This window comes from Tissierella pigra, assembly GCF_009695605.1.
Lineage (GTDB): Bacteria > Bacillota > Clostridia > Tissierellales > Tissierellaceae > Tissierella > Tissierella pigra.
The window spans coordinates 65,961-89,720 of the sequence record NZ_VUNQ01000011.1; the positions used below are offsets into that span (position 1 = coordinate 65,961).

Annotated in this window: 22 protein-coding genes and 1 riboswitch; of the genes, 6 read left to right on the forward strand and 16 right to left on the reverse strand. The window is 30.7% G+C overall.

What is annotated here, in order from left to right:
- Positions 1 to 101: 101 nt before the first annotated feature.
- The 4 genes from FYJ83_RS06860 to FYJ83_RS06875 form a co-directional block, all read right to left on the reverse strand.
- The gene (locus FYJ83_RS06860) at positions 102 to 338 is read right to left on the reverse strand and encodes a DUF2249 domain-containing protein (protein ID WP_154439592.1); all 237 of its coding nucleotides are present in this window, start codon (positions 336 to 338) and stop codon (positions 102 to 104) included.
- A gap of 146 nt (positions 339 to 484) precedes the next feature.
- Entirely contained in the window at positions 485 to 883 is a 399-nt protein-coding gene (locus FYJ83_RS06865; RefSeq protein ID WP_154439593.1) for a hypothetical protein, read from the reverse strand.
- A complete protein-coding gene (locus FYJ83_RS06870; RefSeq protein ID WP_154439594.1) occupies positions 873 to 1,178 on the reverse strand; it encodes a hypothetical protein in 306 nt (101 codons plus the stop codon). Before FYJ83_RS06870 ends, FYJ83_RS06865 begins: the two co-directional genes overlap by 11 nt.
- Positions 1,171 to 1,701 carry a sigma-70 family RNA polymerase sigma factor gene (locus tag FYJ83_RS06875; protein WP_154439595.1) on the reverse strand — a complete coding sequence of 177 codons (531 nt, stop codon included), beginning with the start codon at positions 1,699 to 1,701 and terminating at the stop codon, positions 1,171 to 1,173. Before FYJ83_RS06875 ends, FYJ83_RS06870 begins: the two co-directional genes overlap by 8 nt.
- Positions 1,702 to 1,887: 186 nt before the next feature.
- Between FYJ83_RS06875 and FYJ83_RS06880 the strand changes: the two genes are divergently transcribed.
- The 3 genes from FYJ83_RS06880 to FYJ83_RS06890 all read left to right on the forward strand — a co-directional run bounded on the left by FYJ83_RS06880 (position 1,888) and on the right by FYJ83_RS06890 (position 4,749).
- Complete coding sequence (locus FYJ83_RS06880; RefSeq protein ID WP_154439596.1) at positions 1,888 to 2,478, forward strand: 5' nucleotidase, NT5C type; 591 nt, start codon at positions 1,888 to 1,890, stop codon at positions 2,476 to 2,478.
- A 55-nt stretch (positions 2,479 to 2,533) separates the two neighbouring features.
- Positions 2,534 to 2,734 carry a helix-turn-helix domain-containing protein gene (locus FYJ83_RS06885; protein WP_154439597.1) on the forward strand — a complete coding sequence of 67 codons (201 nt, stop codon included), beginning with the start codon at positions 2,534 to 2,536 and terminating at the stop codon, positions 2,732 to 2,734.
- 514 nt (positions 2,735 to 3,248) lie between these two features.
- A riboswitch (Lysine riboswitch) is annotated at positions 3,249 to 3,435 on the forward strand.
- A 108-nt stretch (positions 3,436 to 3,543) separates the two neighbouring features.
- Positions 3,544 to 4,749 (forward strand): aspartate kinase, encoded by a 1,206-nt coding sequence (locus tag FYJ83_RS06890; RefSeq protein WP_154439598.1) that lies wholly within the window; start codon positions 3,544 to 3,546, stop codon positions 4,747 to 4,749.
- Positions 4,750 to 4,805: 56 nt separating this feature from the next.
- On the opposite strand, the gene FYJ83_RS06895 is transcribed toward FYJ83_RS06890, so the two are convergent.
- Genes FYJ83_RS06895 through FYJ83_RS06905 form a run of 3 tightly spaced genes read right to left on the reverse strand, consistent with a single transcriptional unit; the run spans position 4,806 to position 9,354 of the window.
- Complete coding sequence (locus FYJ83_RS06895) at positions 4,806 to 6,656, reverse strand: ABC transporter ATP-binding protein (protein ID WP_154439599.1); 1,851 nt, start codon at positions 6,654 to 6,656, stop codon at positions 4,806 to 4,808.
- Entirely contained in the window at positions 6,653 to 8,893 is a 2,241-nt protein-coding gene (locus FYJ83_RS06900) for an ABC transporter ATP-binding protein (protein ID WP_154439600.1), read from the reverse strand. Before FYJ83_RS06900 ends, FYJ83_RS06895 begins: the two co-directional genes overlap by 4 nt.
- Positions 8,894 to 8,910: 17 nt before the next feature.
- The gene (locus FYJ83_RS06905; RefSeq protein WP_154439601.1) at positions 8,911 to 9,354 is read right to left on the reverse strand and encodes a MarR family winged helix-turn-helix transcriptional regulator; all 444 of its coding nucleotides are present in this window, start codon (positions 9,352 to 9,354) and stop codon (positions 8,911 to 8,913) included.
- A 265-nt stretch (positions 9,355 to 9,619) separates the two neighbouring features.
- Between FYJ83_RS06905 and FYJ83_RS06910 the strand changes: the two genes are divergently transcribed.
- A complete protein-coding gene (locus FYJ83_RS06910) occupies positions 9,620 to 10,054 on the forward strand; it encodes a hypothetical protein (protein WP_154439602.1) in 435 nt (144 codons plus the stop codon).
- Positions 10,035 to 10,238: a helix-turn-helix transcriptional regulator gene (locus tag FYJ83_RS06915; protein WP_154439603.1), complete on the forward strand. Its 204-nt coding sequence runs from the start codon at positions 10,035 to 10,037 to the stop codon at positions 10,236 to 10,238. The genes FYJ83_RS06910 and FYJ83_RS06915 overlap by 20 nt, the downstream gene beginning before the upstream one ends.
- A 67-nt stretch (positions 10,239 to 10,305) precedes the next feature.
- Here FYJ83_RS06915 and FYJ83_RS06920 read toward each other — a convergent pair whose 3' ends face one another.
- Complete coding sequence (locus FYJ83_RS06920) at positions 10,306 to 12,129, reverse strand: ABC transporter ATP-binding protein (RefSeq protein WP_229768517.1); 1,824 nt, start codon at positions 12,127 to 12,129, stop codon at positions 10,306 to 10,308.
- Complete coding sequence (locus tag FYJ83_RS06925; RefSeq protein ID WP_154439604.1) at positions 12,119 to 13,861, reverse strand: ABC transporter ATP-binding protein; 1,743 nt, start codon at positions 13,859 to 13,861, stop codon at positions 12,119 to 12,121. The genes FYJ83_RS06920 and FYJ83_RS06925 overlap by 11 nt, the downstream gene beginning before the upstream one ends.
- A 222-nt stretch (positions 13,862 to 14,083) precedes the next feature.
- On the opposite strand from FYJ83_RS06925, the gene FYJ83_RS06930 reads away from it, so the two are divergent.
- The gene (locus FYJ83_RS06930) at positions 14,084 to 14,911 is read left to right on the forward strand and encodes a M15 family metallopeptidase (RefSeq protein ID WP_195837938.1); all 828 of its coding nucleotides are present in this window, start codon (positions 14,084 to 14,086) and stop codon (positions 14,909 to 14,911) included.
- 17 nt (positions 14,912 to 14,928) lie between these two features.
- Here the strand turns inward: FYJ83_RS06930 and FYJ83_RS06935 are convergent, their stop codons facing one another.
- The 7 genes from FYJ83_RS06935 to FYJ83_RS06965 form a co-directional block, all read right to left on the reverse strand.
- Positions 14,929 to 15,612: a phosphoribosylaminoimidazolesuccinocarboxamide synthase gene (locus FYJ83_RS06935; protein WP_154439606.1), complete on the reverse strand. Its 684-nt coding sequence runs from the start codon at positions 15,610 to 15,612 to the stop codon at positions 14,929 to 14,931.
- A 183-nt stretch (positions 15,613 to 15,795) separates the two neighbouring features.
- Positions 15,796 to 17,211, reverse strand: coding sequence for a carbon starvation CstA family protein (locus FYJ83_RS06940; protein ID WP_154439607.1), 1,416 nt, complete (start codon positions 17,209 to 17,211; stop codon positions 15,796 to 15,798).
- Between the two features lie 126 nt (positions 17,212 to 17,337).
- Positions 17,338 to 18,105, reverse strand: coding sequence for a LytR/AlgR family response regulator transcription factor (locus FYJ83_RS06945; RefSeq protein WP_154439608.1), 768 nt, complete (start codon positions 18,103 to 18,105; stop codon positions 17,338 to 17,340).
- Between the two features lie 10 nt (positions 18,106 to 18,115).
- On the reverse strand, positions 18,116 to 19,798 hold the full coding sequence (locus FYJ83_RS06950; RefSeq protein WP_154439609.1) for a sensor histidine kinase: 1,683 nt from the start codon (positions 19,796 to 19,798) through the stop codon (positions 18,116 to 18,118).
- A gap of 92 nt (positions 19,799 to 19,890) precedes the next feature.
- Positions 19,891 to 21,093 carry a hypothetical protein gene (locus tag FYJ83_RS06955; protein ID WP_154439610.1) on the reverse strand — a complete coding sequence of 401 codons (1,203 nt, stop codon included), beginning with the start codon at positions 21,091 to 21,093 and terminating at the stop codon, positions 19,891 to 19,893.
- Between the two features lie 125 nt (positions 21,094 to 21,218).
- Positions 21,219 to 22,367: a M20 family metallopeptidase gene (locus tag FYJ83_RS06960; RefSeq protein WP_154439611.1), complete on the reverse strand. Its 1,149-nt coding sequence runs from the start codon at positions 22,365 to 22,367 to the stop codon at positions 21,219 to 21,221.
- A gap of 2 nt (positions 22,368 to 22,369) precedes the next feature.
- Positions 22,370 to 23,722 carry an amidohydrolase family protein gene (locus FYJ83_RS06965; RefSeq protein ID WP_154439612.1) on the reverse strand — a complete coding sequence of 451 codons (1,353 nt, stop codon included), beginning with the start codon at positions 23,720 to 23,722 and terminating at the stop codon, positions 22,370 to 22,372.
- Positions 23,723 to 23,760: the final 38 nt, after the last annotated feature.

Below are 23,760 nucleotides of genomic sequence, written 5' to 3' on the forward strand. Positions count from 1 at the left end.
TGCTAATTTAACATGGTAATTCAATTATATAGTTGGTTTTACTTTTTTGCAATGTAAAAGGGGCTGTTTCATAACTAATTAATCAGTTATGAAACAGCCCCTCAACCATCTATTTTTTTACCTATGGATACCCTCCAAACCTCTGGTCCTTCCTCTAGGTATTCCCATTGAAATTGTCCTTCCATCTCTGCCAACATTTGATAATGTAGTGGTTTTGGATCATGATCATTTGTTAATTCCATTTTCTCACCTGTTTTAAGGGAATCGAAGGTTTCAAAAATTACTCTATGTTTATCCTTAGGTTCATATTCTCTAGCATCTACTTTTTTTACAAACATACAACTCCTCCTAATATTATACTTAGTATGAATTATACCCTAAGATATTCATATTATGTCTAATGTCTATTGAAACTTTTTCTTAATCTTTTTGAAATAGAATGTAAAAGGTCTCCACATTAGAGACCTTTTACTGTTATTTACCACTATTTGGATTTAGATAATTTATTGGAACAATTAGGACAATATTTCCAGTCTCCTTTTACTTCTGTACTGCAACTTTCACATCTTAACCTTTCTATATTGGGGCTAAACTGCTTTCTCATAACTATATACACTATTAATCCTACAAGATTAGGCACATAGGCAGCAGTTGCCATCCATAAATAAGGATCCATTCCTCTTTCTTTTGCATCTTTATATACATATTTACATATTCCAACAATTATAATACCTATTATCACTAAACCTAATAAAAATAGAGTGAGGGCTTTAGATGATATGTTTCCATCATATGCTAACTTCAGTATAATTAAAGTCAGAGGAAGTACTCCAAAACCTATCCATAAACCAGTAATAAATCGAAATAATTTTTTACTTTTCATAATGACACTCTCCTTCCTTATTATTCTTTGCTATAATTATTGCTCCCACTGTTGGGATCAGACCAATAAAATGAATTATACATAATAGAAAAACTGTAACTTTTAAACCAAGGTTATATCCTAATACAGTAGTTCCTAAAATAAGGACTATATAGGATATAATAGATACTGCAATTATAAAGTAAATATCTCTATTTTTTATAAATGAAATTGTGTCATCTACTATGTCCTGTGAAGGTTTAATTTCTTCTTTTCCTATTTCATCTAGTATTTGTTCTATTTTTTTATCATTCATATCTGTCCTCCTTTAAGATACATTTTAGTTTTTTCCTTGCAGTATTTATTCTAGATTTAACAGTACCTTCTGGAATTTCTAACATTTCTCCAATCTCCTTGTAAGATAAGGATTTAAAATGATACAGTACCAATGGCAATCTATATTTATCGTCTAGTTTATCTACTGCCTGTTGTACTTTTCTTTTCTCTTCTTCTTCACAATATTCTTCTTCTGGCAATCCCAATTTAGATTTAGCATTTTCCAATATCTTATTTTTTGTATCTGTATCGTTGAAATCAATTATCCTATTTAACCATCGTTTTGCTTTTCGGTATTTATCCCTATAACAATTAAGTGTAATAGTATATAGCCAACCTTCAAAACTTTTACTTTCATCAAAGGAATCAATACTAGAGAATACTTTTATCCAAGTATCTTGAAACAAATCATCTGCATCTTGTTTATTTTTAGAAAGATGAAAGCAAAAAGTATATATTTTAGTTTTATATTCATTGACTAATAAATCTATATCTTTTTTCAAACCCTCACCCTCCTTATATATTTACTACGTTTGTAATTAAAATTAGTTCATTTTCAAATATAATTTTTTATTTTTTTACTAATTCCATTTTATGAAGAATTCTTTACCTAAACTTAACTTGTTGTTAAAAGAGATTTTATATTTATATTATATAATTAAGTCACAATATATATGGAGGCGATATTGATGAAACAGTTAAATTTATGTATCGACATCGACGGAACTATTACTGAAGCTTATGACTGGATTCCTATGGTAAACACCTATTTCAATACTACAATTACACCTGAAGATGTGACAGTATATGAAATACACCAAGTTTTGGGCATAGATAGATCAGCCTATGAATTATTCTATGCTCTATATGGGGAGACATTACACCTTGAAACTAAAATCAGAATGGGTGTAAAAAGGGTTCTTGATAGTTTATACAAAAATCATCAAATTTATTTTGTAACTGCAAGAGAAGAACAAATGAAAACTGTAACCCTTATGTGGCTTTCCTACTACAATATACCTATGGATTCTTTGACCTTACTGGGTTCTCATAATAAAGTCAAAACTGCTAAAGACTTAAATTGTGATATTTTTATAGAAGATAGATACGAAAATGCTATACAGTTATCAGAATCAGGATTTCAAGTACTTCTTATGGATTGTAACTATAATAAAGGACCTATACCAGAAAGAGTTACACGTGTAAATAACTGGTTTGAAATAGAAAACATAATAAAAGGTTATGCAGAAAAATCCTTTAATGATTTTAGAATTGCGTAATAGTTTTAGATTATATTAAGTATAATTAAATATAGTCTTTTAGAGGAGGGTTTTTATGTTAAATGGTTCGAAGGTAAGAGAACTAAGAAACAGCAAAGGATATACTACATTAGATATATCAAACTTCACTCATATCTCTAAATCTTATATTGAAGAACTAGAGCGAGGAACGAAGAGGAATCCTGCTTTCAATAAGGTAGTTTTGCTGGCAGAAGCTTTAGGTGTTAAGATAGATGAATTAGTTTTAAGAACATAGACTACTTAAATCAATTTTCATTAAAAATACTAGCAAAATTACCCCTTAATAAAATATCAAGGGGTAATGTCTTTTATATTTATAATCCCATATTATGCTGCAAATTGACTATTATATAATTCTGCATAGAATCCATTTTTCTTTAGAAGCTCTTCATGGCTTCCTTATTCTATTATATCTCTATCTGTCATTACTAGAATTAAATCTGCATCTCTTACTGTGGATTTTAGTACAATGTATATGACTTTAAATAATCTAATAACTTTGAAATAGTGTTTAAATATACCTTTCTCCTCAGCCGTGCTTTTATTCTATAATCCTCTTCTTTAGGGCTGAAAGTCTTAGTATCATAGTCATCTCCACCTAATCTTAGACCTAATAATTTATCTATATTATCGAAATATCTATATTAATAACTCCTAAATTTAAAGTATTCTCTATTATCTCAAAATCTTAATTTGACAATTTCTCTAGTACATGCTATACTTTTCAAAATACAATTTCATAGTTTTAGTTGTAATATAGAGGATGCAGTTGCAATTAGTATTATAGGTCAGATTTAGGGAGTCCTATTCCTATAAAAAAGGTGTAACTGCCGAAACGTATAATTTCCCCTAGAATTATATGTTGGGGATGTATTTAATAGATACATCACTGCCATTAGTTGATTACCCAGTCTCTAATAGAGTGCTATATTACACAGGGTAAAAGTTATATGATTTTTTAGTTTGTTATCTTTGCAACTAAAACAGTTATGAGTTCTTTTACTCATGACTGTTTTTTTAATTTAAATAGAGGAAGTGATTTAATTGTCCATTATAGTACAGAAATATGGTGGAACATCAGTAGAGACAATTGATAAGATTAATTCTATAGCTAATCTTATTATAGAACGAAAAAAATCTGGTTTTGATATTGTTACTGTTGTTTCTGCCATGGGAAAAACTACTAACAACCTTATTGAAATGACAAAGAAAATTTCTGAAAATCCTAGCGAAAGAGAATTAGATATGATCTTATCTACAGGAGAACAAATTACATCAGCTCTTTTAGTTATGTCACTAAAGGAAAAGGGACAAGATGCCATAGCATTAACTGGATTCCAAGCTGGTATAACAACTGATGAAAAACATACTAAGTCTACTATTTTAGATATTAATATTAAAAACATAAGAAAACAACTAAGTGAAGGAAAAATAATTATAGTAGCTGGATTTCAAGGTATAAGCCATAATGGAGATATAACAACCTTAGGTAGAGGTGGTTCTGATACTACTGCTGTTGCATTAGCAGCTAAACTAGATTGTCCCTGTGAAATATATACTGATGTAGAAGGTATTTATGGAGTCGACCCTCGGATATATCCAAATGCAAAAAAGTTAGATTATATTAGTTATGATGAAATGATTGAGATGTCCAGTTTAGGTGCTAATGTCATAGCCACTAGAGCTATTGAAATAGGATGTAAATATCATGTACCTATTTATATTGCATTAAGTACTGGTAAGCATAAAGGAACTTATATAAAGGAGTATGATAAGTCTATGGAATCCAAAGTAATTACAGGTCTTACTGTTAGTGATAGTGATCTAATGGTAACAATTAATAATGTACCTTATCGTATTGGAGGAATATCTAATATATTTAGTAAATTATCTGAAAGAGATATAAATATTGATATGATTAGTCAAACTGCACCAATAGGTGGATATGTGAATATTTCTTTTACTGCTCCCAAAGATAGCAAGAAATTAATAAGTAATATAATTGATGAATTAAAAATAACAATGAAAGAGATAAGAGCTGATATAGAAGAAAATATAACCAAAATTTCAGTAGTAGGATTAGGAATGAGAACTCAATCTGGAGTTGCAGCCAAGATATTTGAAATTTTTGCTACCAATAATATTGAATTTAAACAAGTTACAACTTCAGAAATTAGAATATCATATACTATAGATACTAAGGATAAAGATAAAGCAATAATTAAAATTGCCAATGAGTTTAAATTATAAGTGCCAAGGTTTTACCCTTGGTCACTTATAATTTTATATTAATTGGATTGAATTTTTTATGCTGCGAACTGACTATTATATAGTTCTGCATAGAATCCATTTTTCTTTAGAAGTTCTTCATGGCTTCCTTGTTCTATTATATCTCCATCTTTCATTACTAGAATTAAGTCTGCATCTCTTATGGTTGAAAGTCTATGGGCAATTATAAAGGACGTTCTTCCCTCCATCAAATTCTCCATAGCTTTTTGAATGAGTACCTCTGTCCTTGTATCTACAGATGATGTTGCCTCATCTAAGATAAGTATCTTAGGGTCAGAAAGTATTGCCCTTGCTATGGTTAAAAGCTGTTTTTGCCCTTGAGATATATTATTTGCCTCTTCATTTATAACCATATTATATCCATCTGGTAATGTTTGAATAAACCTATGGGCATGGGCAGACTTAGAAGCCTCTATTACTTCTGCATCTGTTGCATCTAATCTACCATATTTTATATTTTCCATTATTGTCCCACTAAATAACCATGTATCTTGAAGAACCATTCCAAAATTATTCCTTAAATCTTCCCTTGTGAAATCATTTATATCATTTCCATCAATTAAAATTTTACCTTCGTTTAAGTCGTAAAACCTCATTAATAATTTTACTATGGTAGTTTTTCCTGCACCAGTAGGTCCAACTATGGCAACTTTTTGTCCTGGTTTTATGTTTTGTGAAAAATCATTTATTACTATTTTATCTTCATTATAGCCAAATTTAACGTTTTCAAAGGTAACTCTTCCCTCTACTTCCTCTAATTTAACAGGTGTAGTTGATTCCTTTACTTCCTCCTCTTCATCTAAGAATACAAATACTCTTTCAGCAGCAGCTACTGTAGATTGTAGTACATTAGATATTTGAGCTACTTGAGCTATAGGCTGAGTAAAGTTTCTTATATATTGAATAAAGGAAAGAATATCTCCTACTTCTATGGTTTTTCTAACTGCAAACCATCCACCTAAAATAGATACTGCCACATATCCTATGTTACCTATGAAATTCATAATAGGCATCATCATTCCAGAAAGGAATTGTGATTTCCATGCAGAGTTATAAAGTTCTCCATTAATCTTTGTAAATTCTTCAACTGCTTCTTCTTCAGCATTAAAGGCTTTCATTATATTATGACCGCCATAGATTTCTTCTATATGTCCATTTACTTTTCCTAAGGTTTCTTGTTGAGCCTTAAAGTATTTCTGTGACCTTTTAACTATTGTCATAACTAACCCCATGGATAATGGCAATATTAAAATGGCTAAAATAGTCATCTGCCAAGATATGGATAACATCATAATAAGAACTCCTACTAAAGTAGTGGCAGAAGTTATTATTTGACTCATACTTTGATTTAAGGTCTGACTTACAGTATCTACATCATTTGTAACCCTAGATAATACGTCTCCATGACTTATATTATCAAAATATTTAAGGGGAAGTTTATTTACTTTTTCAGATATTTCTCTTCTTAAATTATAGCTTACCTTTTGTGCTACTCCAGTCACTATAAACCCTTGCATATATGAGAATATTGCAGATATTAAATATAGTCCAATCAAGAGGAATACTATATTCAATATATACTGGAAGTCTATGCCTCCACCTGCTCCAGATACTTTAGATACCAGTCCTTCAAATATTTTAGTTGTAGCTTTACCAAGAATTTTTGGTCCTACTATGGAAAACACCGTACTTCCTATGGCAAATATCATTACTATGGTTAATTTAAATGTATATGGCTTTAAATAATTCAATAACTTTGAAAATGTTCCTTTAAAGTCTTCAGGTTTCTCAAATCTTGCTCCTATTGGTCCATTTCCCATGGGACCTCTTCTTTTAGAAGTATTTGTTTTTATATCTTTTCCACTCATATGGCTAATTCCTCCTCTGATAGCTGGGATAAGGCTATTTGTTTGTAAACATCACAGCTTTTAAGTAATTCCCTATGAGTCCCTTTTCCAACTATTTTTCCTTCGTCTAGAACTATAATATTTTCAGCGTTCATTATTGTATTTATTCTTTGAGCTACTATGAGTACAGTTTTATCTTTAACTTCTTCACTCATGGCTTTTCGTAGTGCTGCATCAGTTTTAAAGTCAAGAGCTGAAAAACTATCATCAAAAATAAATATTCTAGGTTCCTTAGTCAATGCTCTGGCTATGGAAAGTCTCTGTCTTTGACCTCCAGATACATTGGTTCCTCCTTGAGATATTTCAGTTAGAATTCCATCTTCTTTTGTATCTATAAACTCTTTTGCTTGAGATATTTCTATGGCTTTTAAAATATCTTTTTCTGTAGCATTTTTATTTTTACCATATTTTAAATTGCTTTCTATGGTTCCAGTAAAAAGTACTCCCTTTTGAGGAACATACCCTATTTGTTCTCTTAAATCATGAATTCCCATATCCTTTACATCTATTCCATCAATAAGGATTTTTCCATTAGTAACGTCATAAAATCTAGGTATTAAGTTAATAAGAGTTGATTTTCCACTTCCTGTACTGCCTATAAAGGCTGTAGTTTCTCCAGGTCTTGCTATAAAGGATATGTCTTCCAATACATATTCCTCTGCTCCTGGATATTTAAAATTAACATTTTTAAATTCTAAAACACCTTTTGTACTACTTGTAAGTTTTTTAGGGCTTTTAGATTCTTGAATTACGAGATCTTTATTTAATACTTCAGCAATTCTTCCTGCCGATACGGAAGCTCTTGGAAGTATGATTGAAACCATGGAAATCATAAGGAAAGACATTATAATCTGCATAGTATATTGAATAAATGCCATCATATCTCCTACTTGAATTACTCCATTATCTATTTCATGAGCACCTACCCATATTATTAGAAGCATTATTCCATTCATAATAAGCATCATAGTTGGCATCATCATGGTCATTACTCTTGATACAAATAGGTTTGTTTTTGTTAAATCATTATTGGCTTTATCAAATTTCTTTTCTTCCACTTTTTGAGTATTAAAGGCTCTAATTACCATTAATCCATTAAGTGCTTCTCTCATTACAAGATTTACCCTATCTACAAGGTCTTGTAATTTTTTAAATTTAGGCATAACCACTGAAAATAAAACTATAACCAATGTTAAAATAGCCATGACTCCTACTCCAACTATCCAAGCCATAGAAGTATTAGTTCTAAGAGCTCTTATAATTCCACCTACTCCCATAATAGGTGCAAAAAATATAATTCTCATCATCATCATACTAAATTGCTGTACTTGTTGAATATCATTTGTACTTCTAGTTATTAGCGAAGCTGTTGAAAAGTCATCAAACTCATTGTTGGAAAACTGAGTTACTTTTTTAAATACCTTTTCTCTTAAATTCCTGCCAATTCCCGATGAGATTTTAGATGATAAAAATCCAACTCCTATGGACGCAGCCATACTTATAAGTGAAATAAGTAACATTATTCCCCCTATATACAATATATAGTTAGATTGAGTTTTTTCTATATTAATTCCTATATTTTCATACTCAGCTTTAATATAATTTATGGCAGCTTGATTTATCATGGTTTCTGGTAAGTTATTAAATTGTTCTTCAGCACTAGATTTAATTAATTCCAGTTGTTCCTGTGGTAAACTCTTCAATACTACGAAAGGATCTGTACCCTCTGGTAAATTAGCAAAGGGATTTGTACCCTCATTTTCTGCTCCCATTCCTTCAGGAGTTCCATTTTCTATTGCCCATATAATAAGCATAGGTCTTCCTAGAAAAGAGTTCATTTCTTCAATGATTTCTTTATCTTTAGTATTTAGTAAATATAGTTCCTCACCTTCTAACACTGGATACTTCTTTAGGTAATCATTATATTCTTGACTATTATTTTTTTCTATTAATTCATAACTGCTTTTTATCAAAGCCTTTTCTTCGTCATTTAAAAATATGTTTATTTTTTCCAATTCAGAAGCTCTAATTACTTTTGGTACTACATTTTCTATTCCATTTTGCTGTATTCCTATATTGACTATATTAGACATATAATCAGGCAAGGCTAGCTCTGTACTAGCTTGAAGGAAAAGCAATGCTATTACAATAATTATTGATACAATAAATGGTTTAAACTCTTTATATAGTTTTAGCATATTATCCTCCTAATCTTTCATTCTTTGTGATTTGCTTTGTTTAAATTATCTCTCATTTCCATTAATAGTCTTCTTAAAATCACTTTTTCTTCTGCTGTAAAATTTCCAAAACATTCTTCTCCAATTACATTAGTTGCCTTCAGTGCATCTTTACATATTCTTCTTCCTTCTTCAGTTATATATACTCTAGACACTCTTTGATCTTTATCATCTTGTTTTCGTATTACCAGACCTGATTTTTCCATTCTTTTTATCATTACTGTCAAAGTTGCAGGTGCTAACATTAGTTTATCACTTAGTTCTCTCTGACTCTGACCATCCTTTTTATTTAAAATAAATAATAAAGGTGGCTGTCCTGGATATATACCTATTTCATCAAGTAGCATATGAGTACGAATGTGATGAAGTCTTAGAACTTCTAAAAATATATAATATAAAGAATCCTTATTTATTACATCCATTTTGTCCTCCTCTTTAGTTAGTCGGCTAAACATAATTAATATAATACTACTATCTCCCATAGTTGTCAATATTCAAATTTTATCTTTATAAAGCATACTCTAGTTATTAATTAGTTAACTAACTAATATTTCACCTTTAAGTCTCTCTTATGTCCTTTGAAATCAATGTTATAAATAATTAACATTTATACTTGACTAATTATAACTAATGTTATATATTTATAACACAGGGGTTATAAATATATAACATGGGAGGTACGATTTTATGAAAAAGAAAAAACTTTCTTTAGTAACACAATATTCATTACAAGCAGTAATAATATTTGGAATACTAGCTTTATATATTGCTAGTCGAGAAAACTTTGGATTTAAACAATATGAACCTATTATCTCAAAACTCTACTATCTGGGATTAATAGCTTATGCCGTTATTGGATTACTACGAAAAAATGAAAAGACTGATGAGTCAGCAGAAAGAATACTAGGCAAAGTAAATCACATATGTATCAATATTACTACAATAGGACTATTTATTCTTATTATTCTTGTAGCATCACCTATGTTCAAGGAAATAGAAATCTCTAGGGATACTATTGGATTATTTACTCTAATCTTACTGCTTATAATTACTGGAATAAAGCCAATTTTATTCCAGTACTATGATAGGAAGGGACCAGAAGATGACTACCTTAAAGACTAATTTGAAAGAACTCAGAGAGAATAAGAATATAAAACAAAGTGAACTGGCAGAGTTAGTCGGGGTTCGCCGTGAAACCATTGTTCATTTAGAAAATGGAAAGTATAATCCTTCTTTAAAGTTAGCTATGGATATTGCTAAGATATTTGGTGTTACTGTAGAGGAGTTATTTGAATTTATAGATTGAGCTTATGGTGATTTAAAGTATTTAATCACTCTGCATGGCTATGCAGAGTGATTACTTTTTATTCTTACTATATGCTTACATTAGCAAATTGACTTTGATATAAATTATAATAGTGTCCTTTTAATTTCAGTAATTCTTCATGATTTCCTTTTTCTACTATTTCACCATGGTCTATTACCATAATTATATCTGCATCTCTTATGGTTGAAAGTCTATGGGCAATTATAAATGTAGTTCTATTTTCCATTAATTTCACCATTGCCTCCTGAATCTTTAATTCTGTCCTTGTATCTACTGATGATGTGGCTTCATCTAATATCAATATAGAAGGGTTGGATAAAATTGCCCTTGATATAGCAAGTAATTGTCTTTGCCCTTGACTTAAATTAGTTCCTCCTTCATTTATAAATGTATCATAACCCTTAGGGAGATACTCTATAAATTCATTTGCCCTTGCTAAAATAGCTGCTTTTTCTATTTCCTCATCTGTTGCATCTAGCTTTCCATATCTTATATTTTCCTTAATAGTACCTGAAAAAAGATATGTATCTTGCAGAACCATTCCAAATATCTTTCTTAAACTATCTTTTTTATAATCCTTAATGTTTACTCCATCTACTAATATTTCACCTTTATTTATATCATAGAATCCAGTTAAAAGATTTACTATAGTAGTTTTTCCTGCACCCGTAGGACCTACTAATGCTATATTTGTCCCTGGGATTACTTTAAATGACATATCCTTTAAAACGGGTTCACCTTCTATATATTCAAATCTCACGTTTTTAAATTCTACTTCTCCTTGGATTTTATCCTTTTCAATGGAATTAGGCAAATCCTTTCTCTCTTCTTCCTCATCTAGAATTTCAAATACCCTTTCTGCACCAGCTATTCCTGACTGTAAAGTGTTAAATGTATTGGCCAATTCATTTAATGGTCTAGTAAATTGTTTAGAATATGAAATAAAACTAGCTATTGTTCCCACTGTAATCACTTCTTTTACAGCTAAGTATCCACCAAATATGGCTATTACCCCAAATCCAAAGTTGTTAATTACATTCATAATTGGCATTATATAACCAGACCAAATCTGAGCTTTGACACCTACATCTCTTAATACATTGTTTTGAGCCTTAAATTCTTCTATTACTTTGTCTTCATTATTAAAAGATTTCACCACATGAATTCCAGCTATGGTTTCTTCAATATGTCCATTTAGTTGTCCCAAAGTTTGCTGCTGGTCTTTAAAAAACACTTTTGTTTTATTTGCTATAAATCTAGTAAAAAAATATACCATAGGTATGGTTATTAAACTAGCTGCTGTCATAATAGGACTTAAATAAATCATCATAGTTAAAGAGCCAAGTATATTTACAACAGATGACATCAGCTGTACTGTAGTCTGAGATATGGTAGTGCTTACATTGTCTATATCGTTTGTTAATCTACTCATAATCTCTCCATGGGTATGAATATCAAAAAACATGATTGGAAGGGATTGAAGTTTCTCAAATAACTTTTCACGAAGTCTATATACTATGTTTTGAGCAATTCCAGCTACAATATACTCTTGTAAAAATGTAAATAAATTATCCAATAGATATACAGATAATAATACTACTAAAATAAGCCTTAGCTTTTGAAACTCTACTAAATCTTTTCCTGGAAATATACTATCTATAGACTTTCCAATTAAAAAAGGAACCAATATACCCAACAAACCTGAAGCTAATATTAATAGAAATGTTATAATAAGAAGTTTATTTTCTTCTTTAAAAAATCCCCACAATCTTTTTAAGGTATATTTTACATCTTTAGCCTTTTCTACAGTTAATCTTGCATTCATAGGTCCTGCTATACCCGTTGTTCTTCTTCTCTGTCTAGGATCCAAGGTTTTCCCCCTCCTTTCCTATTTGTGAATTATATATATCTTTATATACTTCTGATGTAGACATTAGGTCCTTGTGAGTACCTATGCCCACTATTTTTCCCCTATCCATAACTATTATTTTGTCTGCACTCATAACAGATGTTATTCTTTGTGCAATTAATATGGTAGTAGTGTCTGTTAAATACTCTTTTAGTTTTTTTCTTATTCTTTTTTCTGTAATTAAATCTACTGCTGAAGTACTATCATCTAGAATTAGAACTTTAGGTTTTCTAATAAGTGCTCTTGCTATGGAAATTCTTTGTTTCTGCCCTCCTGATAAGTTTACTCCTCCTTGACCTAAATAAGTATCATATCCATCACTGAAAGAAAGGATAAAATCATGAGCCTCTGCTATTTTACAAACTTCTTCTACTTCCTCAAAAGAAGCATCTTCTTTTCCCCATTTAATATTTTCTTCTATGGTACCTGTGAATAATAAAACTTTTTGAGGAACTATTCCTATTTCTTTCCTTAAATCCTTTAAATTCATATCCTTTATATCTACACCATCTATTTTTATCTTTCCTTTAACCGGATTATAAAATCTTGGGAGTAAATTGATTAAAGATGATTTACCTGAACCTGTAGACCCTATAATAGCCAATGTTTCTGAAGGTTCTATGGAAAAGTTAATGTCTTCTAATATACAATTTTTTCCTGTGGAATATTTAAAATATACGTTTTCAAATTCTACCTTTCCTTTTATTTCTTTAGGCTTCTCTGTAATCTCTTTTTGGACTATGGTGTTTTCAGCACAAAATACTTCTCCTATTCTTTCTGAAGAAGCCTTTGCCTTAATAAATATATTAAGTATTCTAGTCATCATAATAAGTGCAAAAAGGACTTGAGTCATATAGTTGACAAAAGCCATGATTTTCCCTATTTCCATATTGCCATTATTGACTCCTATTCCTCCTAGCCATAGGACTAATACAATGGATATATTGATTATCAAAGACACTATGGGATTAAATACAGCAGAAATTCTCATACCCTTTAAGGTAATATTTTTCAAATTATCATTTACATTTTTAAATCTATTTTTCTCATAATCAAATCTATTAAAGGCCTTTACTACTCTAATTCCTGCTAAATACTCTCTCATAACTCCATTTACTTTGTCTAATGATTTTTGAACTTTAGTAAATATGGGGTAAGAAATTTTTAGGTTTAATGAAACTATTATGAAAATAATAGGTATTACACTAAGCAATATAAATGCCATCTTAGCGTTCAATATAAATGCCATAATTACTGAACCAATTCCAATAATTGGTGCCTTTACAAATATTCTCATCATTCCATGGGAAAAGTTCTGCATTTGATTTACATCATTAGTAAGTCTAGTAATCAAAGAGGCATCTTGAAATTCATCTACATTATCAAAGGAAAAATCTTGGATTTTAATATATAAATCCTCACGTAAATCTGCACCGAAACTTTGACTTACCCTAGATGATAAAACATTTCTAATAACTGCACATATAGCTCCTAAAAAAGTCATTAAAAACATTAATCCACCTAAAGTAAATACATATTTCATATCACCCTTTTTTACACCATTATCAATTACTTTTGACATAATAGTAGGTTGAATTAAATCTCCTGTTGTTTCAAGAATTAAAAAAATAATGGCAATTGAGAACTGCTTTTTATATCTTATGATATATTTTTTTAAATAACTTATATTCATATTTTATCTCCTTATAAATAGTCCTTTATTATATTATATTCCTTAGACACACGAAACACAATTAAATTAGCCTACTAATTTTTTAAAAGTTTCTGGTGACAGAAAAAGATTAAATCCGATATAATTTAAGATTATAAAATAGGATAATATGTACTTTTTTATCGAAATATTATATAATGGACAAGTATAGAGAATTTAAAATAAGTACAAAGGATGATAAATATGAAGAAAAAATTAATAGGGGTTGTGACTATAGGTATTGCGGGTGTAGTTGCCTTTAACATCTTTACAACTTTTAAAAATAAAAGTATAGGTTCTTTCTCAAAAAATTATCACTCATCTTTTGCAGAGAAAAAGGATGATTTGATAATTGCTAGTACAGATACAGATGGTTTTACTATAAATAATGAAGAAGATAATAAAGTTGATCTTTTAGAAAATACTACTTATGAAGATGAAAATGGTAATCTTATAGTAAAAAATACAAATGATATTTTAGTGTTGGCTAATAAACAGAGGAATCTTCCGTCTGATTATAAACCTGAAGATTTAGTGATTCCAAATGTAAGATTTCCTTTTGAAGAAAATTTAGAAAAGAAATATTTAAGAAGAGAAGCAGCTGAAGCATTAGAAGAATTATTTGATGCAGCGGATAATGAAGGTATATCACTATTTGCAATATCTGGATACCGTTCTTATAATACGCAGAAAATGCTATTTGAAAATAAATCAAATAAAGTAGGGACAGAAAAGGCAAATCTTTTAGTGGCATATCCTGGACAAAGTGAACATCAAACTGGACTTGCTATAGATGTTTCTTCTCAAAATGTTGGATTTGCTTTAGAAGAAAGTTTTGGACAAGTTAAAGAAGGACAGTGGCTAGAGGAAAATGCACATAACTTTGGTTTTATAATTCGTTATCAAAAAGAGACTACAGATATAACTGGATATAGTTATGAACCTTGGCATATTCGTTATGTAGGTAAAGAAACAGCAAAAGAAATCTTTGAAAAAAATATTACATTAGAAGAATACCTAAGAGCTATATAACTCCTAGGTATATTTTTTTATGATAACATTATTTTTTCTAATTCTAATGGCTCTATATATTCTCCATCTTTATATGCTCTCATATTTCCACCAGATATTTCGTCAATTAAAGCTATATGATTATCTTCTCCTACTCTTCCGAATTCAAACTTAATATCATATAGTTCCATTCCCTTTTTAGCCAATTCCTCTTTAACTACTTTACCTATCTTTTTAGTCAAATCTGTTAAAATCTTATATTCTTCTTTACTCATTATTCCTAACATCTCTAAACCTTCATCTGTTATAAGAGGGTCATTTCTATCATCATCCTTTAATGTAACTTCTACATAAGCATCTAGGTTCTGTCCTTCTGTAGCATACATTCCATATCGTCTTAGGAAGCTACCTACTGCTCTATATCTACAGATTACTTCAACACCTTTTCCAAACATTTTAGCTGGAAGAACTGTCATAGTAGCGTTCTCTATATCTGATTCTACATAGTGAGTTGGTATATTCATTTCATTTAATCTTTCAAAGAAAAACTTTGTAAGTCTAAGTCCAGCTTTTCCCATTCCTTCAATGGTTAGTCCAACAGTATTGGCACCAGGATCAAATACTCCATCTGTTCCAGTTACATCATCCTTAAATTTTAATAGATAATTACCATTCTGTAATTCATATACGTCTTTTGTTTTTCCCTCATAAACTAAATTCATTTTATTGGCTCCTTTATAAAAAGATTTTCTAATAATACTATATATTTTTTTAAAAAAACTATCAAGGCATAGTTTAAAATTAATTTCAATATAATAACTTAAAAATTTTTCTTCTTTATCCTTATAATGCAAAAAAGAGATGGAAATCCATCTCTTTTAGAAGTGTTCATTATTTATTTAATTCTATGCCTTTACAGATTTCTTATCCTTTATCTTTACAAGGAAAAATGCAATTGCTAAGACAGCTATAGCTGCTCCTACAGGATATGCAATTGTTGTAGATAGCTTAAATCCTTCTGGTGCTTGTAAAAGATAAGTTGCAGATACTGCAGTCATAAATGTTGCTGGTATAGTTGTTAGCCAATGACTCTTATTGTTTTTAACTAAGTAAGCTGATGCAGTCCATAAAACAATCATCGCTAATGTTTGATTTGACCAAGCAAAATATCTCCAAATAATATTAAAGTCAATTCTAGTCAGTCCAAATGCAATTACAAATAGTGGTAGAGCTAAGATTAATCTTTTCTTTATAGGTCCTTGCTCATAGTTCATAGCATCTGCTATTGTAAGTCTTGCAGATCTAAACGCTGTATCACCTGAAGTAATAGGACAAGCTATAACTCCTAACATTGCTAATACTCCACCTACTGGTCCTAATAAAGAAGTTGAAATAGTATTTACTACTCCACCAGGTCCACCATTTGCTAATGCTTCTGATAATCCTGGGATACCGTTAAAGAACACCATTCCAGCAGCTGCCCAAATCATTGCTATTATACCTTCAGCTATCATAGAACCATAGAATATCTTTCTACCATAGCTTTCTTTCGTCATACATCTAGCCATCATTGGTGATTGAGTAGCATGGAATCCACTAATTGCACCACAAGCTATTGTAGTAAATAAAATTGCCCATATTGGTAATCCGCTTGGATGTAAGCTTTGTACTGTAAATGCTGGTAATTTATATCCTTTTACCAGGATCATCGTACCAATTCCGCCTGCCATTGTAAGTAAAGCTACACCAAATAATGGATAAATTTTACCAATTATCTTATCAACAGGTAATATCGTAGCTAAGAAATAGTATACAAATACTATTGCTAACCATATGTCCGCATTACCTAGCCCAAACAATTTTATACTTCCCATCAATGTAGCTGGTCCAGTCATAAATACTGTACCTACTAATACAAGTAATACAACAGAGAATACTCTCATTACCTTTCTTGCACCTTCTCCTAAGTAAATACCTGTAATTTCTGATATACTTTGTCCGTCATGTCTTAAAGATAACATTCCTGAATAGTAATCATGTACTGCTCCTGCAAATACTGATCCTAGTGCAATCCATACAAATGCCATTGGTCCAAATAAGGCTCCTTGAATTGCCCCATAAATTGGTCCTAATCCTGCTATATTAAGTAGTTGGATTAAGAAAATCTTTCCCCAGCTCATAGGTACAAAATCTATGCCATCCTCCAGTCTTGTAGCTGGAGTTTCCCTAGTGTCATCAATGCCAAAATGTTTATCTACTATTTTTCCATAGATAAAGTAACCTGCTATAAGTACTATAATTCCAAGAATAAATTGAAACATTTTAAAACCTCCTTATATAATATTCTTTCATTATAATAATATAATAAGAGAATATAATATATGTGGTTTTTTTGACAAAATGTATTAATTTATATCTAAGATGCAATATAACAGTCTAAAATACATTTATTCAATATTCATAATTTCCTTAAAATCCTTTACATAAGATCTACTTACTGGTATTATAGCATCACTATTTTTTAAATGTATATTGTAAGTGTAGTTAAACCAAGGATCTATAAATTCTATATAGTTTAAATTTACTATATAGGATTTATGTGACCTAAAAAATACATTATTATCTAATTTATCCATCAACTCATTTAAAGTATGATTTGTATCAAAATTCCCTTTGCTAGTAAAGATTATTGTACTTTTATTTTCTATGGTTATATATATAATATCTTCTATATCCACTGGAATAAGTCTATTATTTTGATGAAAAGAAATTCTCATTTTTTTATCTGCCGTCTCTGGCTTTATGGAACAGATTAAAGCCTTTAACTTATCATAGTCTAAACTTTCATTATGTTTATCTTCCTTAACCATGCTTTCTAGACGCTGTTTCAGCCTATCTTCAGATATTGGCTTTAATAAATAATCTATGGCATTTACCTCAAAGGCCTGTACAGCAAATTTATCATAGGCAGTTACAAATATTATTTCAGGAGTATATTCTTTATTAAGTAACTTTCGGGCTACTTCTATACCATTCATTTCTGGCATTTGAATATCTAAAAATACAATATCTGGTTTAAGCCTGTCAATTAGTTGTAACGCTTCCTTTCCATGAGAGGCTTGACCTATGACTTCTATACCTTCTATCTCCTTTAAAATATATATTAATTCTTCTCTTGCTGGTTTTTCATCATCTACTACTAAACACGTCTTCATCTAATCCCTCCTAATACTTAGGAATTACAATAGTTACTATGGTACCTTTGTTTAATTCAGATTCAATTTTTAGCCCATATTTTGGACCATATTTGTTTTTTAATCTTTCATTTACATTTTTAATACCAATTCTTTCCCTATGGGAGTCTCCAGCAAATAGATATTTTAAGTCTTCTTCCGATATTCCCACTCCGTTATCCTTTACAATTAATTTTGTTTCATCTTCATTATTTTCTGCAATTATTTCAACTCTTCCCCCTTCTACTTTTCCTAATACTCCATGTTTAATTGCATTCTCCACTAAAGGTTGAATAATTAATGGTGGAAGCCTACAGTCAATGTCCTCTGGAATATTATAGAAAATTTCTAGCTTATCTCCAAATCTCGCTTTTTCAATTTCCACATAGGAGTTTATATGCTCTATTTCTCTATGCAAATCCACCACATCTAATTCCTGCTGTAAATTAGTTCTAAAATAGTTTCCTAGATGTATAAGAAGTCTACGGGCATCATCTGACTGAGTTCTAGTTAAAGAAACGATAGTGTTTATAGCATTAAATAAAAAATGTGGATTTATTTGAGATTGTAAAGCTTTTAATTCAGATCTAGACAATAACTCTCTTTGATAATCAATTTTACTTAATTCTATTTGTGTAGAGAATATCTGTGCCAATCCTAAGGCCAATTCAATTTCCACCTTTGTTATTGAGTTTTCTTTTCCTTTATACAGCTTCAATATGCCTATGGCTTTATCTTCTTCTCGTATAGGTACAATTATAGCAGATTTTAATGGGCATTGATGGTTTTCACATCCTATTTCATCTTGTACATTTGCCACTATATATTTATTGGTTTGTAGTGCCTCTCTTGTTAAATTGGTTTTTATGGGACTGCCTGATAAATGATGGTCTTCACCTATACCTACATGTGCCAATATTTTTTCTGTATCAGTAAATGCCACGGCTTTTATATTGGTCATTTCATAGATTATCTTCGCCGTATCTCTAGCCGTCTCCTCATTAAATCCCTTTCTAAAATATGCCAAGGTTTTATCAGCTATTTTCAAAGCCAATTGTGCTTGATAAACTGCTTCATTTTCAATTTCTTTAAATATAGTATCTGTTATGGCAATAAAAAAAGCTATTCCAATAGCATTTGCTGTAATCATAGGGATTCCAATTGTCCTAACTAACAATAAGGAGTCAGATAATGGTTTAGCAACCAAAAGAATTATTATCATCTGGATTAATTCAGCTATTCCACCATAGATTAAAGAAAATGCTACTCTACGAGAAGTATTTTCAAACCTTTTCTTTAAAAGCCCTGCCATTATTCCCTCTACTAAAGTAGATATGGTACAAGCAAAAGCCGTAAATCCACCAATATCTATAATATATCTATGTCCTCCTGCTATAATTCCAGACAAAGCACCTACCATGGGACCTCCTAGCAAACCTCCTACAAATACACCTATTACTCTTGAATTTACTATGGCACCTTGTATATGAATACCACTATAAGTTCCAATTATCCCAAATCCTCCAAATATAATAGATAGAAGAACCTTCTCTTTAATATTTATATTTTCCTTTGATACCAGCTTCCTAAATATACCTATTCTAGACAAGAAAAGAGCTAAAATTAAAAGAATCCCTACTCGAGTAGTTAAATTTCTAAGTAAAAAAACTAACAAAATAACACCTCTTCTAATATTTTATATTCATTAGTATATCATATAAAACACAAAAAAGTTGAGCAGGCCTGCTCAACTTTTTTGTGTTTTATTTAAAACCAAGGAAGTACTTTTATTATCATAGATACCACTATTGTTGTAACTCCCATTGATGTAACATTCCCAATTGTAGGATGATAATCTTCTGGAAGTTTATCACAGAAATATTCAGCTAAAGCTGGACCTATAATACCACCTAATATTCCAGCTGTAATTGCTACTGGAATTGTTGCACCAAACATTAGAACACAAGCTGGTCCAACACTTACTACTGGCACATAAGTTCCATACCATCCTTTTTCCACATATTTATTGAAGTATAAAAATACTCCTACTGCTGATCCTACAAACTGTGATAATATAATTGCTGGAATGGCACCTGAAGCATATGCACCATGATTTGCATTTAGTACCCAATCAAGACAGGCTCCCAATATAACAAATAATCCAGCTATTTCATTTCCGTAAAATGGAGCTTCAGAAAAGTCTGCTAAAACTCTCCTTACAGTCCATAATGGCTTTTCCATTTCTTCTAAAGTTTCTTTTTCTGACTTTACAGGTCTATTTAATGGTTTTGCTGGAACTTTTTCCATCCAAGGCAATGCCTTAGCTATACAGCAAACTATTAGTCCTGTTATTGTCATAGTAAATACATTTGAAACTACTCCTGGTACTTCTAATACTGGAATAATATTATTTGAAATCCAGAACGCCACTGGGAATCCCATGATTCCACCTAATATAGAACCTGTAAGCAATGCCTTTATACTAGGTCCATATAATAGCATTATGGCTGGAGGTGCTCCTACTACAGTGATAAATGTTGGTAACCAAGTATATTCTCCGTTTCCAAATAATGATGTATATTTTAAAATAAATATTGCAATAAATAGTGACAATAACTGTGAAGCTAATACCCAAGGAAACAGATTTGAACCGTAACAAACATTAAATCCTGCTAACTTGGAGTTTTTTACATCTAATCTCCAAGCTACTATACCTCCTAGAATTAATCCTAGTGATGCAAATACTCCTGCATAAAACTGTGCTTCTGTAAAGTTCATAATGTACCAAATGAACTTATAGAAAATATTACTATCTGCATTGGTTACTATAGTGTTATAGTCTAACCAGTTAGTCTGGAAAGTCATTCCACTTAGAACCAAGTAGATTAGAAGTCCTATACCTATGGATATGATAAACCCTGGCAAAGAACCTGTTTTATATTGTTTTTTATTAGTCTTCATATCTTCCATATTAATCCTCCAATTTTATTAATCAGTACTATAACAAAAGCCTCTATCTAAGCATTAAATGTAGTTTTTATTGAAACTCATTTACAGAAAGCTCATTATTTATAAAAGATAAAAGTGGAACTTTCTTATTCGTTATAAGAAATATAAAACTTAGTCATCTTATCAATAGATTCAATTTTTATCCTTTCATTTTTCTGATGACACATATTCTCTTCACCAGGTCCTAGTATTACAAATGGAATATTATGATAAGGAATAAGCTGTGAAGCATCTGTATAGAAGTTTATTCCTTTAAATTTTACTGGATAAGACAATCTATTAAATACCTTTTCTATTTCCTTTATAAAATTGTCTTCCTTGTCCATAGTTAAAGGTGGTCTATTATTTTCTACTACTACTTGTATAACCATTCCTTGGCTTTTATTTTCCATATCTTTAGCAATTTTATGCGCATTTTCTATGATTTGTTCATGGCTGAAACCTGGAATAGTTCTTATATCTAAAGTTGCATTTGCATCTTCTGGTATAATGTTTGTTTTTACTCCGCCATGAATAGTAGTAGTTGCAAAACTTGAACTTCCTAAAAATTCATGTGTCCTTTTTAAATCTAATGTGCTTTTTAATTTATCTATATACTCATATAAGTTTTCTATGGCATTTATACCTAAATGTGGCTTAGACCCGTGAGCAGATTTTCCTTTAATTGAAACATTTAGCCAAAGAGTTCCTTTTTCGCATATACCAATTTCTTCATCAGAAGGCTCTGTAATAAACACTTTAGATAAATCCTGTAATAACCCTTTGTCCCTTAAAGTTCGTACTCCCAGTCCTCCTGACTCCTCATCAGCTGTGAAAACAAATTTAAGTGTATGTTGGGGAGTTATGCCATTTTCTATGAAATGCAGGGCTGTTTTTATCATAGCAGTAACTCCCCCTTTCATATCAGATGTCCCCCTGCCATACATATATCCATTTTCAATTATCCCTTCAAATGGAGGGTGTACCCAGCTTTCTTCATCTGTTACTGGTACAGTATCTATATGTCCAATAAATCCAACTTTTTCCTTCTTAATTCCCTCTACTTCTATTATTAAAGAACCTCTATTATTTCCATGATCTATTATTTCATAGTTTATTGATTTGGGAAAAAATTGTAGTATTTCTTTTACCATATCCATTTCGTTTCCTGGTAAATTAGTAGAATTAATTTTTACCAATCTCTTTAATATGTCTTCTGTAGTATACATTAAAACGACTTCCTCTCTTAATTCCATTCTTATCTCTTGTATGAAAACATTACTAAATCTCCTACTCCGATTCTTCTGACCATACCAAATTTACTTACAAATCCTCCTGCTCCACTTCCACGTCTTACTGCTCTGTTTTCAAAACCTACTACTTCTCCATTTACCATAGTATAAACTGCTGACTTTACATCCATATTGATTACAGTTATGTTTGCTAAGGCACCTTTTCCTAAATGTCCTATTTTTTCTGTCCACCAGTCATTTCCTGTCTTCTCAGCCACTAACTTTGCTGGATTAGAGGTCATAGTAGCCACTGATTTACTTAAACTTAAAACTCCCATTTCTGATAATTCCAGTATTGCAGGAATATTATCCCTTGTATCTCCAAATCCTTTCATTGTGGCATCATTTTGCCCATCAGATATTAAAACATCTACTATTCCTTTTTCTAAGGCTTCATAGGATAATTCTTGAGATTTTTTAGGCAGAATAAGTCCTTCTCTACTTCCACCACCTTGTCTCAACATAGTAGTTACAAACTCTCCAGTTACATTTTCATTTTTACATAGATCTATTACAGTTTTCATACCCTCTACTGCATCCATATGTGTACCACATCCAGCAGCTGTTGTATGTCCTAAATGAAGAGATCTTCCTTTAGATAATTCTACTAATCTAATTGCATGAGCTGGGTCTTGAGTGTGAGTCATATATAGTAATTTAGCTTTTGAAGTTATTTCAAATATTTTCTCTATATTTTCATCAGACATTATAAAGTGACCCATATGATCCTTTATACCTACTACTAATGGTGCTGTAGTATTTGTAATTGCATTTCTAGTCATTCTTGATGATGCAGTCTCTTCATCTAATTCACCTTTATATAATTTGATTAACTCCTCCACTGATAACATAGTAGATAATACACTGGCAGCCCCTTGGTACACTCCAATATTTACTGGTAATCCTCTATCTACTTCAGCTCCTAATAGTGCTGGTGCCATAAATGTATTTCCTGCTCCTGGAGAAAGTCCCATAGTTACTCCATTTGCTACTGCTCCATACATAGGGTCTGTACTTACTTCAAATAGGTCTCCTAAATGAAGGTGCATATCTACTATTCCTGGAGTTACTAATAATCCTTCACAATTTATTACCATATCGCCTTTTTCTACATAAATATCCTTTCCTACTTCAACGATTTCATCATTTAATACAGCAATATCTAGTACTTCTTCTATATTATTTTTAGGATCTACTACCAATCCACCTTTTAATATAATTCTTCCTGTCTTTTCTAGATCTTTAAATGGATCTGATAAATTACTTTCTTTCACTGAAGCCAATACATCTTTTAACATACCTACTTTTGTTTTATACATTATATTTCCTCCTCAGTATTTAATTAATTGTATTATAT

Coding starts and splice junctions, on each gene's coding strand:
- FYJ83_RS06860 (WP_154439592.1), bottom strand. CDS start 338: ATGTTTGTAAAAAAAGTAGATGCTAGAGAATATGAACCTAAGGATAAA.
- FYJ83_RS06865 (WP_154439593.1), bottom strand. CDS start 883: ATGAAAAGTAAAAAATTATTTCGATTTATTACTGGTTTATGGATAGGT.
- FYJ83_RS06870 (WP_154439594.1), bottom strand. CDS start 1,178: ATGAATGATAAAAAAATAGAACAAATACTAGATGAAATAGGAAAAGAA.
- FYJ83_RS06880 (WP_154439596.1), top strand. CDS start 1,888: ATGAAACAGTTAAATTTATGTATCGACATCGACGGAACTATTACTGAA.
- FYJ83_RS06885 (WP_154439597.1), top strand. CDS start 2,534: ATGTTAAATGGTTCGAAGGTAAGAGAACTAAGAAACAGCAAAGGATAT.
- FYJ83_RS06895 (WP_154439599.1), bottom strand. CDS start 6,656: ATGAGTGGAAAAGATATAAAAACAAATACTTCTAAAAGAAGAGGTCCC.
- FYJ83_RS06900 (WP_154439600.1), bottom strand. CDS start 8,893: ATGCTAAAACTATATAAAGAGTTTAAACCATTTATTGTATCAATAATT.
- FYJ83_RS06905 (WP_154439601.1), bottom strand. CDS start 9,354: ATGGATGTAATAAATAAGGATTCTTTATATTATATATTTTTAGAAGTT.
- FYJ83_RS06910 (WP_154439602.1), top strand. CDS start 9,620: ATGAAAAAGAAAAAACTTTCTTTAGTAACACAATATTCATTACAAGCA.
- FYJ83_RS06915 (WP_154439603.1), top strand. CDS start 10,035: ATGACTACCTTAAAGACTAATTTGAAAGAACTCAGAGAGAATAAGAAT.
- FYJ83_RS06925 (WP_154439604.1), bottom strand. CDS start 13,861: ATGAATATAAGTTATTTAAAAAAATATATCATAAGATATAAAAAGCAG.
- FYJ83_RS06930 (WP_195837938.1), top strand. CDS start 14,084: ATGAAGAAAAAATTAATAGGGGTTGTGACTATAGGTATTGCGGGTGTA.
- FYJ83_RS06935 (WP_154439606.1), bottom strand. CDS start 15,612: ATGAATTTAGTTTATGAGGGAAAAACAAAAGACGTATATGAATTACAG.
- FYJ83_RS06940 (WP_154439607.1), bottom strand. CDS start 17,211: ATGTTTCAATTTATTCTTGGAATTATAGTACTTATAGCAGGTTACTTT.
- FYJ83_RS06945 (WP_154439608.1), bottom strand. CDS start 18,105: ATGAAGACGTGTTTAGTAGTAGATGATGAAAAACCAGCAAGAGAAGAA.
- FYJ83_RS06955 (WP_154439610.1), bottom strand. CDS start 21,093: ATGGAAGATATGAAGACTAATAAAAAACAATATAAAACAGGTTCTTTG.
- FYJ83_RS06960 (WP_154439611.1), bottom strand. CDS start 22,367: ATGGAATTAAGAGAGGAAGTCGTTTTAATGTATACTACAGAAGACATA.
- FYJ83_RS06965 (WP_154439612.1), bottom strand. CDS start 23,722: ATGTATAAAACAAAAGTAGGTATGTTAAAAGATGTATTGGCTTCAGTG.